The sequence below is a fragment of the Staphylococcus chromogenes genome (assembly GCF_029024625.1).
Lineage (GTDB): Bacteria > Bacillota > Bacilli > Staphylococcales > Staphylococcaceae > Staphylococcus > Staphylococcus chromogenes.
Window position 1 is genome coordinate 1,091,223 of record NZ_CP118953.1, and the last position, 13,696, is coordinate 1,104,918.

Annotated in this window: 9 protein-coding genes and 1 other RNA gene; all 10 read left to right on the forward strand. The window is 35.6% G+C overall.

What is annotated here, in order from left to right:
- Window positions 1–8 precede the first annotated feature (8 nt).
- Window positions 9–272, forward strand: a complete 264-nt coding sequence (gene yajC, locus PYW36_RS05335; RefSeq protein ID WP_037574211.1) for a preprotein translocase subunit YajC — start codon at window positions 9–11, stop codon at window positions 270–272.
- A gap of 368 nt (window positions 273–640) precedes the next feature.
- Complete coding sequence (gene secDF, locus PYW36_RS05340; RefSeq protein WP_103159047.1) at window positions 641–2,920, forward strand: protein translocase subunit SecDF; 2,280 nt, start codon at window positions 641–643, stop codon at window positions 2,918–2,920.
- A gap of 604 nt (window positions 2,921–3,524) precedes the next feature.
- A complete protein-coding gene (gene recJ, locus PYW36_RS05345; RefSeq protein ID WP_103159046.1) occupies window positions 3,525–5,807 on the forward strand; it encodes a single-stranded-DNA-specific exonuclease RecJ in 2,283 nt (760 codons plus the stop codon).
- Window positions 5,808–5,818: 11 nt separating this feature from the next.
- Window positions 5,819–6,337, forward strand: coding sequence for an adenine phosphoribosyltransferase (locus PYW36_RS05350; protein WP_037574204.1), 519 nt, complete (start codon window positions 5,819–5,821; stop codon window positions 6,335–6,337).
- A 178-nt stretch (window positions 6,338–6,515) separates the two neighbouring features.
- Complete coding sequence (locus tag PYW36_RS05355; RefSeq protein ID WP_037574201.1) at window positions 6,516–8,705, forward strand: RelA/SpoT family protein; 2,190 nt, start codon at window positions 6,516–6,518, stop codon at window positions 8,703–8,705.
- An 11-nt stretch (window positions 8,706–8,716) separates the two neighbouring features.
- The gene (dtd, locus tag PYW36_RS05360) at window positions 8,717–9,169 is read left to right on the forward strand and encodes a D-aminoacyl-tRNA deacylase (RefSeq protein WP_103159045.1); all 453 of its coding nucleotides are present in this window, start codon (window positions 8,717–8,719) and stop codon (window positions 9,167–9,169) included.
- A complete protein-coding gene (locus tag PYW36_RS05365) occupies window positions 9,166–10,041 on the forward strand; it encodes an N-acetylmuramoyl-L-alanine amidase family protein (RefSeq protein WP_103159044.1) in 876 nt (291 codons plus the stop codon). The genes dtd and PYW36_RS05365 overlap by 4 nt, the downstream gene beginning before the upstream one ends.
- Window positions 10,042–10,371: 330 nt before the next feature.
- The gene (gene hisS / locus PYW36_RS05370; RefSeq protein WP_103159043.1) at window positions 10,372–11,643 is read left to right on the forward strand and encodes a histidine--tRNA ligase; all 1,272 of its coding nucleotides are present in this window, start codon (window positions 10,372–10,374) and stop codon (window positions 11,641–11,643) included.
- Entirely contained in the window at window positions 11,643–13,409 is a 1,767-nt protein-coding gene (aspS, locus tag PYW36_RS05375; protein WP_103159042.1) for an aspartate--tRNA ligase, read from the forward strand. Before hisS ends, aspS begins: the two co-directional genes overlap by 1 nt.
- A gap of 52 nt (window positions 13,410–13,461) precedes the next feature.
- Window positions 13,462–13,653, forward strand: a non-coding RNA gene (gene ssrS, locus PYW36_RS05380) — 6S RNA.
- Window positions 13,654–13,696: the final 43 nt, after the last annotated feature.

Here is a 13,696-nt window from a genome sequence, read left to right on the forward strand (position 1 = left end):
TTTATTTTATGTCTTCATTACTTAGTTTATTACCATTAATCCTACTCTTTGTGGTTATGTGGTTCTTTATGATTCGTCCGCAACAAAAGCGTGCGAAAGAACACCGTGAGATGGTGTCTCAGTTACAATCTGGACAACGTGTCACAACGATTGGTGGCATTAAAGGGACGGTTCGTGCTGTTGATGAAACGACAGCAGTTGTCATTGTGAATGGCAAAGGAACAGAAATGACATTTGAAAAACAAGCCATTAAACAAGTAGATCCATCGTAATTTAAAGGTTACAATGGCTAATTCGGGATGAGACATCGCTTTACGCAAAGTGGATGGTTCAATCCCGTTTTTTTATGGCATCAATATTAAACAAAATTGGGCAATTACTTGAAATTAAAAGATAAAAGGCGTACAGTTGTTAACTGGTTAAATATCAAAATCAGATGCGATAGTTTTCTATTTTAAAATAGTTGGTTTTAAAAAATAACTGACTGTTGTTAAGGAAATGGCTTCAATAGGCCAAATTAGAAAAAAGCTGCGATTCTAATGACTAAATATTTAATTAATATTAAAGGATATTAAAATCACTTGCGCGCGTTACTACAACTAAAGTATGCTAGTTTTATAAGCTAAAAAGAGGTGTTTATGTGAAAAAAGTCAGTAGACTCATTGCATTTTTATTATTAGTCGTACTGCTGTTTGGTGGAATGGCGGCGACATATAAAAATGTGATTAAAGATGTTAATTTAGGACTTGATTTACAGGGCGGATTTGAAGTTTTGTATCAAGTAAAACCATTATCTGATGGTGATAAGATTGATAAAACCGCCGTACAATCTACCGCTAAAACGTTAGAACGCCGTGTCAACGTTTTAGGTGTCTCTGAACCGAAAATTCAAGTTGAAGATCAAAATCGAATTCGTGTACAACTTGCGGGTGTTAAAGACCAAGAACAAGCGCGAAAAATTTTATCTTCTCAAGCAAACTTAACAATTCGGGATTCTGAAGACAAAGTTAAACTTACAGGTAAAGATTTAGTTCAAGGTTCTGCTAAACAAGAGTTTAAACAAAATACAAACCAACCCGCTGTTACTTTTAAGTTGAAAGATAGTGAAAAATTTAAAAAAGTAACAGAAGAAATTTCTAAAAAACCAGAAAATGTTATGGTCGTTTGGTTAGACTATCAAAAAGGAGATAGCTATCAAAAAGAAAAAACAAAAGAGAATCCAAAATATGTTTCTGCAGCTTCTGTAGATCAACCTATCAATTCTCCTAACGTAGAAATTTCTGGAGGATTTCAAGGTGAAAAAGGTGTCACTGAAGCGAAACAAATTGCCGACTTACTTAACTCAGGTTCTTTACCAGTTAAATTAGACGAAATTTATTCTACCTCTGTAGGTGCACAATTTGGTCAAGATGCGCTTCAAAAAACAATTTTCGCCTCTATTATTGGTATTAGTATTATTTATTTATTTATGTTGTTCTTCTATCGATTGCCAGGACTCATTGCAGTCATTACATTAACAACATACGTGTATTTAACACTAGTTGCTTTTAACTTTATTTCTGGGGTGCTCACGCTCCCTGGACTGGCTGCGTTGGTCCTTGGTGTCGGGATGGCAGTAGATGCCAATATTATCATGTACGAACGTATAAAAGACGAGTTACGTATAGGAAGAAATTTAAAGCAAGCCTATAAGAAAGCGAATAAGTCCTCATTTATAACGATTTTAGATGCCAATTTAACGACAGTATTAGCGGCTACCGTTCTTTTCTTCTTTGGTGAAAGCTCTGTTAAAGGTTTTGCCACAATGCTATTATTGGCCATCTTGATGAGTTTCGTAACAGCTGTATTTTTAACAAGAATATTATTATCGCTTATTGTTTATTCTAATTTCTTTAAAAAGAAATTATGGTGGTTCGGCGTTAAAAAATCTCAAATTCATAATATTAATGAGGGTAAAGATGTTTCTGAATTAACTACGCCTTATGACCGAATTGATTTTATGAAATTAGCAAAACCATTATTTGCATTAAGTGGACTGATTATTGCTGCTGGTATTATCATATTGTTTATTTTCAAACTGAACTTAGGTATAGATTTTACCGCAGGAACACGTATTGATGCTGAAAGTAATCATGCATTAAAACAAGCCGATGTTGAGAAGAAAATGGACAGCATCGGATTAAAACCTGATCAATTATCTATCGGGGGCAATAATGATACTAAAGCTTCAATGCAATTTAAGCATGATTTATCGAAAGAAGAAGTTTCAAAAGTAAAATCTACAATTAAAGACGAGTTTGGCCATGAACCAACAGTCAATACAGTATCACCTGTGATTGGTCAAGAATTAGCCAAGAACGCTATGTTAGCTGTATTGCTCGCTTCAATCGGTATGATTATTTATATTTCACTCAGATTTGAGTGGCGTATGGGAATTTCATCAATTATTTCATTACTACACGATGCATTTATGATCATTGCAGTGTTTAGTCTTTTCAGACTTGAAGTTGATATTACATTTATTGCTGCAGTTTTAACGATTATTGGTTATTCAATTAATGATACTATTGTAACCTTTGACCGAGTTCGTGAAATGCTACGTAAAGTTAAAGTGATTACTAAAGAAGAGGAAATTGATTACATCGTCAATAGTGCGATACGTCAAACATTGACTCGTTCTATCAACACTGTATTAACAGTGGTCGTAGTGGTTGTAGCACTCTTAATATTTGGTGCATCAAGTATCTTTAACTTCTCACTTGCATTACTTATCGGTTTAGTTTCAGGTGTCTTTTCATCTATCTTCATTGCAGTACCGCTCTGGGGTATTTTGAAAAAACGAGAATTACGTAAATCCGATAATCATAAACTCGTGGTTTATAAACGTAAACGTACAAACGAAGAAAAAGTCATTGTGTAACTTTTAAATGTCCTTTCCTAATATTTCATTTTATATGAAAGTTAGGGAAGGGCTTTCTTTGGCACTCTGTCAAATCGGACTGGTCATATTAAATGTAGGAGTTAGGCAATAATGGATTGCTAAACTCCTTTTTTCGTTGTGGGCACTTAAAGACTTGACCATTGATGGCTATTTTAATATCACTCACCTCTGTAAAACAGTTTTTATAACTTAGAAATGCGAATAAATATAACGCATTTGATTGGTTCCTAAGCCGAGACTTCTGAGGCATCTAGCCGAAACCGAAAATCCATTTTAAGATTGAGATAATCTCGATCTTAAAATTAGTTGAGGTGAGGCGCCTAGAAAAGCGAGGCTTTACGGAACAATCAAATATATAAAATAACTTATACACCAGTCCGAAATAAAATAGAACCCTTTCTTTTTGAGGAAATTAAGTTCAGAGGGGAGATATAAAGCTCGCTAGCAATTAGAAAGCTATAGAATTTTAATCACTGTTAAATCCTGTGTCTACTTTAATGCAATATAAAAAATGAATACGAAGAATGAAGATGCTAGCATTTTTTTGTTATAATGTTTTTGATATGAAATGAGGCGGGGTTTTATGATTAGTTCTAAATTTAAATGGGTTTCTAGGTCTCCTCAAGGGGAGATTTCTAAAGAAACGCTTGAAAGTTTTAAAATTACACCTTTAATGAAAGTGATTTTGGAAAGTAAAGGGATTGTGTCACACGAGGAAATCGAGCAATTTTTAGCTCCTACACCTATAAGTCACGATTCGTCTTTACTTAGTGATATTGAAAAAGCGACACAACGTATTCATCAAGCGATTGAAGCAGAGGAACCAATTTTAGTTTATGGTGATTATGATGCTGATGGTGTCACGTCAACTACTATTTTAGTGCAGACGTTAGAAAAGATGGGAGCAATTGTAGGATGGTATATCCCCAATCGCTTTTCTGAAGGTTATGGACCAAGTGCTGAAGCCTTTAAACAAGCTTATGAGGAAGGCGTAAAACTCATCATCACTGTTGATAATGGAATACAAGGTCATGAAGAAATTGAAATGATTCAACAACTGGGTGTGGATGTGATTGTCACGGACCACCATGAAATAGGGGCAACATTGCCTAAAGCCTATGCTATTGTCCACCCCATGCATCCTGATTTTGAATATCCATTTCCGTATTTATGTGGTGCGGGCGTTGCTTTAAAAGTAGCTCAACATTTAACACCAGATATCCCAGATGAATTTTGGATTTATGCGATGATTGGGACAATTGCTGATTTAGTACCGATGATAGATGAAAATCGAAGCATTGTTAAAAGTGGTTTACGTTTGATGAATCGTGAGGTGCCTGTGGCACTTAAAGCACTTTTAAATGAAGCGCGTTATGATGACGTGATTAATGAAGAAACGATTGGATTCACAATTGGCCCCCGCTTAAATGCGGTAGGACGTTTAGATGATGCACGATTAGCTGCGGAATTGCTAATGTGTCATGATGAAGATGAAGCATTGTTTTTAGCAGAGCAAGTTGAACATTTTAATCAAGAACGAAAATCTATTGTTCAAACTGTGACTGAAGAAGCCTTAGTTATGGCAGATGCGCAATTAAAAGAAGGCGCCCAATTTTTAGTTTTATATAAAGAAGATTGGCATGAAGGAATTTTAGGCATTGTCGCATCACGGATAGTTGAACAATTTCAAAAGCCAACAATGGTTTTGAATATTGATTATGACAAACAACATGCAAAAGGTTCAGCAAGAAGTATTTCTCAAGTATCCATGTTTGATATATTGTCTCAACAATCCCAACTGATTGAAAAATTTGGAGGGCATCATGCTGCAGCGGGTTTGACATTGGCTATTGAGCAAGTTGAACCACTGAAAGAAGCTTTAAATACTTATATGAAAGCACATTTTACAGCGCCAGAGTTGCAACCTGAGAAAATCATCGATGCGCTCATTGATCAAGAGGATATTACTGTAGACAATATCAGTTCTCTTGAACGGTTACGTCCATTTGGCATGCAATTTGAACGACCGCTATTGCGTATTAATCAACTGACAATAAAAGAGGCTAAAGCGATAGGTCAACAAAAAAATCATTTAAAAATTTCCTTTAAAGAACAAAAGCTACAAGGACTATTTTGGAATGAAGGCCACCGCATCCATGAACTTATGCCAGATCAATCATTGAATGTTATTGGCGAATTACAAATTAATGAGTGGAATGGGAATAGAACACCTCAATTTATTCTAAAGGATATGCATAGTCAGGGGCGTCAAATTTTAGATTATCGTAGTAAAAATAAACGTCTACCCAATATGATTGAGGACGCTAAAACATGCTTTCTAATACATCCAAATCGTGAAAAACAACATCATAATGAGTATTATTATGGCGAACCGATAACGCATTCATATGACAAGTGTGTATTACGTGACCTTCCTCTAACTATTGACGATTTTAAAGTATCATTACACAAAATTAAAGCCTCTCAAGTTTATTTACAATTTTCGCATGATAAATCGATTTATTTTGAAGGATTTCCCAAAATGGAAACGTTTAAATTGTGCTATAAAACGCTATTACAAAAAGGGAAGTTTGATTTAGTGCAAGAGGGTGTGTCATTGAGTCAATATTTAAACATTGAGCCACAGTTATTAAAATTTATACTAAAAGTCTTTCTTGATTTGCATTTTATTCGACAAAATGATGGTATAATTGAAATAAATACGACTGCTCCAAAACAAGAGATTACTTCTAGTCGAATATACCAAGGACGGTTGCATAGAATTGAAGTTGAAAAGCAGTTATTATATGCAGATTTTCCATCTATTAAAAATTGGATGGAAGATGAAATGCGCGAAGACAAATGAGGAGGAAAAGCATGGATTTAAAAAAATATGTCTCAGAGGTCCAAGATTGGCCTAAAAAGGGAGTAAATTTTAAAGATATTACAACAATAATGGATAATGGTGAGGCATATGGGTATGCGACTGATCAAATTGTAAAATATGCGAAAGAAAAGAATGTTGACATTGTTGTCGGCCCTGAAGCACGTGGCTTTATCATTGGATGTCCAGTTGCTTATGCCATGGGTATCGGTTTTGCCCCTGTTCGCAAAGAGGGTAAACTCCCTAGAGAAGTTATACGATATGAATATGATTTAGAATATGGTAGTAATGTTTTAACGATGCATGCTGATGCTATCAAACCAGGTCAACGTGTGTTGATTACAGATGATTTACTTGCAACAGGAGGCACAATTGAAGCGGCGATTCATTTAGTTGAAAAACAAGGCGGCATAGTGGCAGGAATTGCATTTATCATCGAATTAGCATATTTAAATGGTATCGAAAAAATAAAAGACTACGACGTAATGTGTTTAATTTCTTACGATGAATAAGTCATCATGATAAATGTGAGTTAAAACTTTGTTAACTTTTTTAGTGGGAGTGGGACTGAAATTATTTTAGATTTCGTAGTTCCACTCCTATATTAATTTGTAAAAATAGAATACAGTTCAATTCTTGATAATCATGTAGTATGATAGAAGTATTATTTAAAAGATGGGGGTGCCCTGTATGAATAACGAATATCCTTATAGTGCTGATGAAGTTTTATATAAAGCAAAAACGTATTTAGATAAGAGAGAATACGAGTACGTTTTAAAAAGTTATCAGATTGCCTATAAAGCACATGAAGGTCAATTTCGTAAAAATGGTTTACCTTATATTATGCATCCCATCCAAGTTGCAGGGATACTTACAGAAATGCGACTCGATGGACCAACCATTGTAGCGGGCTTTTTGCATGATGTTATTGAAGATACACCTTATACATTTGATGATGTTGTTGATATGTTCAATGAAGAAGTCGCAACAATTGTGGATGGTGTAACAAAATTAAAAAAAGTTAAATACCGTTCTAAAGAAGAGCAGCAAGCAGAAAATCATCGTAAACTTTTCATTGCGATTGCTAAAGACGTACGCGTTATTTTAGTAAAATTAGCTGATCGCCTACATAATATGCGTACACTTAGAGCAATGCCTAGAGAGAAACAAGTTCGTATTTCAAAGGAAACATTAGAAATCTATGCGCCTCTAGCGCACCGATTAGGGATTAATACGATTAAATGGGAACTTGAAGATATTGCATTGCGCTATATTGATAATGTTCAATACTTTAGAATTGTCAATTTAATGAGAAAAAAGCGTAGTGAACGTGAAGCTTATATCGATAACGCAATTGAAAATATAAGAAAAGAAATGAACATGATGCAAATTGAAGGAGATATAAGCGGTAGACCTAAACATATCTACAGTATTTATCGCAAAATGATGAAGCAAAAGAAGCAATTCGATCAAATTTTTGATCTTTTAGCAGTGCGCGTCATCGTTTCATCAATTAAAGATTGTTATGCAGTATTAGGTTTAGTTCATACACTTTGGAAACCTATGCCAGGCCGATTTAAAGATTATATCGCAATGCCTAAACAAAATATGTATCAATCATTACATACCACTGTCGTTGGACCTAATGGAGATCCTCTAGAAATTCAAATTCGTACATACGAAATGCATGAAATTGCAGAACATGGTGTGGCGGCGCATTGGGCATATAAAGAGGGGAAAAAAGTCGATAAAGATAGCGAAACTTACCATAAAAAATTGAACTGGCTAAAAGATATCGCTGAACAAGACCATACCTCTTCCGATGCACAAGAATTTATGGAATCTCTTAAATTTGATTTACAAAGCGATAAAGTGTATGCATTTACACCTGCGAGTGATGTTATTGAATTACCTTACGGCGCGGTTCCTATAGATTTCGCCTATGCGATTCATAGTGAAGTGGGTAATAAAATGATAGGTGCCAAAGTTAATGGCAAAATTGTGCCTATAGATTATGTACTTCAAACTGGTGACATTGTGGAAATTCGCACGAGTAAACATTCTTATGGCCCGAGTAGAGATTGGTTGAAAATAGTGCGTTCTTCAAGCGCTAAAAGTAAAATTAAAAGTTTCTTTAAAAAGCAGGATCGTTCTTCAAATATTGAAAAAGGGAAGTTCATGATTGAAGCAGAAATTAAAGAGCAAGGATTCAAAGTAGAAGAAGTCTTAACAGAGCGTAATTTGAAAGTGGTCAATGACAAATATAACTTTGCTAATGAAGATGATTTATACGCAGCCGTTGGATTTGGTGGTGTTACATCGAGTCAAATTGTTAATAAACTCACAGAGCGTATTCGAATTGAAAATAAGCAAAAAGCTTTGAATCAAGCACAATCAGTGACAAAGTCTGTTCCTATTAAAGATCATATCACGACAGACTCAGGCGTGTACGTGGAAGGATTAGATAATGTTTTAATCAAACTTTCAAAATGCTGTAACCCTATTCCAGGTGATAAAATCGTGGGCTATATTACGAAAGGACATGGCATTAAAGTCCATCGTACAGATTGTCCTAATATTCAAAACGAAACGGAAAGACTCATCGATGTGGAATGGGTGAAATCCAAAGATGCCTCTCAAAAGTATCAGGTGGATCTTGAAGTCACAGCCTATGATCGTAATGGTTTACTTAACGAAGTGTTACAAGCCGTTAATAGTACTTCTAGCAATCTCGTCAAAGTGTCCGGTCGATCAGACATAGATAAAAATGCAGTGATTAATCTGAGTATTATGGTTAAAAATGTAAATGAAGTATTTAAAGTTGCTGATAAAATAAAGCAACTCGGTGATGTTTATACCGTATCAAGAGTATGGAATTAGGAGTGCAAAGTATGAAAATCGTTGTTCAAAGAGTCAAATCTGCAAGTGTTCGCAACAAAAATATAGAACGCAATATCAACCAAGGATTTTGTCTTTTTGTAGGAGTGGGTGAGCATTCAACTGAAAAAGATGCTGAAGCCTTAGCCAAAAAAATAGCTAATGCTCGGTTATTTGAAGACGAATCCGGTAAACTCAACCTCAACATTCAACAAATTGAAGGTGAAATATTATCTATTTCCCAATTTACTTTATATGCTGATGTAAAAAAAGGAAATAGACCAGGGTTTTCAAAAGCAAAATCACCAGAGGAAGCGAATGCGCTTTATGAGTTGTTTAATCAATACTTGAAGACTTATAACTTAAATGTAGTCACAGGTGAATTTGGCACAGATATGTTAGTGGATATACAAAATGATGGACCTATCACAATCATCTATGAAAGTGAAAATGGCAAGATTTTATGAAACAATTTGAAAAATGGCTCCGCACTAAGAATATAGAACCTAAACGCTTTTATTTTGGTGCTATTTTAATAGCGTTAGTTTTTATATTGCTCGTGGTCATAAATGCAATAAAAGATGATGCGGATAATAAAATTTATTTGAAAGAAGATGCCGAAATTCGCACAGGTCCTAATGCAAGTTTTCCAGTGCTATTCAATGTACGTGAGGGTGACGCCTTTAAAGTTATTGGCCGTGATGGCAAATGGGTTGAAGTAGCCTCATATGAGGGAAATCAAAAAGGTTGGATTGCAGGTTGGCATACTAATTTAGATATTAAAGAAGATGAAAATCCAAATGCTAAACCACTAAAAGGTAAAACAATTGTGATTGATCCTGGTCACGGAGGCAGTGACCAAGGGGCCTCTAGTCAAATAGGTAAAAACACCTTGGAAAAAGATATGACTTTAAATACAAGTCTTGAACTTCAAAAGAAATTAGAAAAAGAAGGCGCAAAAGTAAAGTTAACCCGTTCGGATGACTCATATGTTCGCTTGAAAGACCGCCAAGCTACTGGAGATGCTTTTATTAGCATTCATAACGATGCCCTTGAATCAAATAAGGCAAATGGGGCGACGGTTTATTGGTTCCATGAACAACAAGAGATGCTTGCAGAAACTTTAAATGCGAGTATCCAAAGGAAAGGGATGTTATCTAATAGAGGTGTCCGTCAAGAGAATTTTCAAGTTCTCAGACAAACAGATACACCAGCTGTTTTATTGGAACTCGGCTATATTAGTAACCCTACAGATGAAGTCATGATTAAAGATAAAAATCATCGTCAAATTTTAGAAAATGCTATTGTGGAAGGCCTTAGAAATTATTTTTTAAGTTAATATCTTGAAAAGCGAATGAAAAAAAGGTATGATGAATACTGAATTTAATAATCACAACCGTTTGTATTCTTGAACGATAGTACAATTGTCATGTTTAGAGAGTTTATACTTGGCTGAAATATAAACCTTGCAAGTATTTATTGTGAACACAAGAAGAGGTGCTTTATGAGAATAAAGCCGGTTTGCTAACGTTATGAGCTATGAGAGTGAGTATTTCATTTATTTGATATACTTAAATTAGGGTGGCAACACGGCTAAAGTACGTCCCTTGTATGTGATTTCACATGCATGGGGCTTTTTTTATTGACTATAAAAAGGGAGGATACATGAATGATTAATATTCCTCGTGGAACTCAAGACATTTTACCTGAAGATTCACCAAAATGGCGTTATATAGAAACGAAATTACATCAATTAATGGAAGTTTATAATTACCAAGAAATTAGAACGCCAATATTCGAAAGTACGGATTTGTTTGCCAGAGGCGTAGGTGATTCGACGGACGTTGTTCAAAAAGAAATGTATACATTTAAAGACAAAGGTGATCGTAGCATTACGTTGCGTCCAGAAGGCACTGCTGCTACAGTGCGTAGCTATATTGAAAACAAAATGCAAGGTCTTCCGAATCAACCAGTCAAACTTTATTATAACGGGCCAATGTTTCGTTATGAAAGAAAACAAAAAGGGCGCTATCGTCAGTTTAATCAGTTTGGAATAGAAGCGATTGGTGCTGAAAATCCAAGTATTGATGCTGAGGTACTCGCATTAGTCATGCATATTTATCAATCATTTGGGCTTAAAAATTTGAAGCTTGTGATTAATAGTGTTGGTGATGCTGAGTCTCGAGTAGAATATCAAGAAGCATTAAGAGCGCATTTTAAACCTGTCATTCATACGTATTGTCAAGATTGTCAAAAGCGTATTGATACAAATCCAATGCGAATTTTAGATTGTAAAATTGACAAAGATAAACCCGAAATGAAAACAGCCCCTTCAATCACAGACTATCTGAATGATTATTCAAAAAATTATTTCGATGAAGTGAAAGGTCATTTGGATCGTCTAGGTATCCCATATGTGGTTGACCCAACACTTGTACGAGGTTTGGATTATTATACGCATACAGCCTTTGAATTAATGATAGACAGTGAGAATTATGATGGAGCCATCACTACATTATGTGGGGGCGGTCGTTATAACGGTTTGTTAGAGCTATTAGGAGGGCCAAAACAAACAGGTATAGGTTTTGCGCTTAGCATAGAACGTTTACTTATGGCTTTAGAGGAAGAGGGTATAGAACTTCCTCAATCTTCTCATTTAGACTTGTTTGTAGCGACTATGGGTGAGCGTGCAGATAATTATGCTGTTAAATTATTAAATGATTTAAGACATCAAAATATACGTGTGGATAAAGATTATTTATCGCGTAAATTAAAAGGTCAAATGAAACAAGCCGATCGTCTCAATGCTATTTATACCATTGTATTAGGCGATCAAGAACTTGATTCAAACGAAGTTGCAATCAAACATATGCAAACAGGTGAAAATCACCATATTAAACTCAATGAAATTGCACAATTTATTAATGGAGGAAAAGAATAATGTCACAACGTACTACTTATTGTGGGCTTATTACAGAGTCTTATTTAGGTCAAGAAGTCACTTTAAAAGGTTGGGTTCATAACCGCCGCGATTTAGGAGGACTCATATTTGTTGATGTACGTGATAGAGAAGGCGTGGTTCAAGTTGTTTTTAACCCTGATTTTTCTAAAGAAGCATTAGCAATCGCAGAGCGCATTCGTTCTGAATATGTTGTTGAAATTAAAGGAACAGTCACAAAACGTGATGAAGAAACAGTTAACCCTAAAATAAAAACTGGGCAAGTTGAAGTTCAAGCTTCTGAAATTACAATTATTAATAAATCTGAAACACCACCTTTTTCGATTAATGATGAAAACCTTAATGTTGATGAAAATATTCGATTAAAATATCGCTATTTAGATTTGCGTCGTGAACAATTTGCGCAAACTTTTAAGTTACGTCATCGTACAACACAGGCGATTCGTCGTTATTTAGATGATTCAGGATTTTATGATATCGAGACACCAGTATTAACAAAATCAACACCTGAGGGTGCCCGCGACTACCTTGTACCTTCTCGTGTCCATGAAGGCGAATTTTATGCCTTGCCTCAATCACCACAATTGTTTAAACAATTACTTATGATGAGTGGCTTTGACAAATATTACCAAATTGTAAAATGTTTCCGCGACGAGGATTTACGTGCGGATCGTCAACCTGAATTTACACAGGTCGATATAGAGATGAGCTTTGTTGAACAAGAAGATGTCATTCAACTTGGTGAACAAATGTTAAAATCAGTGATGAAAGACGTTAAAGGGATTGCTATTGAGGAAGCTTTCCCTCGTATGACTTATGCTGAAGCGATGGAACGTTATGGTTCAGATAAACCTGATACACGTTTTGGTATGGAATTAATTGACGTGTCTGAATTAGGCCAAGTGATGGATTTCAAAGTCTTTAAAGACGCAGTGGAAAATGGTGGCCAAGTGAAAGCCATCGTTGTAGAAGATGGAGCTGATAAATATACACGTAAAGATATTGATGGACTCACTGAATTCGTTAATATTTATGGAGCTAAAGGTCTTGCATGGGTAAAAGTAGTTGAAGACGGATTAAATGGACCGATTGCACGTTTCTTCGATGAGATGCATGTTGATAAACTTCAATCTTTGACACAAGCAAAAGCGGGTGACCTCGTTTTATTTGTTGCTGACTCCAAGGAGGTTGTCGCACAAAGTTTAGGTGCACTACGTGTTAAATTAGCTAAAGAGTTAAATTTATTAGATCCAAATCAATTCAACTTCTTATGGGTGACAGACTGGCCACTTCTTGAATATGACGAAGAATTACACCGATACGTCGCAGCACATCATCCATTTACGTCGCCAAAGCCAGAAGATTTAGATCGTCTAGAAAGTGCACCAGAAACAGTTCAAGCTCAAGCGTATGACATTGTTCTTAACGGCTTTGAACTCGGCGGAGGTTCTATTCGTATCCATGATGGTGAAATTCAATCTAAAATGTTTAAAGCTTTAGGCTTTAGTGGAGAGAGCGCGCAAGAACAATTCGGTTTCTTATTAGATGCTTTTAAATTTGGTGCACCTCCACATGGCGGTATCGCATTAGGTCTTGACCGCTTAGTAATGTTATTAACAGGCGCATCAAATCTTCGTGACACGATTGCCTTCCCTAAAACAGCATCTGCAACTGATTTATTAACAGATGCTCCGAGCGAAGTTTCAGAAAAACAACTTGATGAGTTATCTCTTCGCATTAAACATTAAACGTTTATGACTTGATAAAAAGTATAAATGTGATATAGTTAAAGCATAAGATAGTCGTCTGTAGTGTTCGTAAGTTCGCTTTATGTATTTTGACCTAACACTCTTTGATCAGGGAGTCCAATAGGTTTTCTTGCAGCGCACACGCCTCTCTAGGAGGACGTGCAAAACAAGAAACAGGACACCCACCTGTATATAGCAGGCCAAAATGATCAAGCACTTTCAACTACGGCATAACGGATTCTATCGGTACGCAAGACTTTAAGTCTTGCGTATTTTTATGTTCTGAA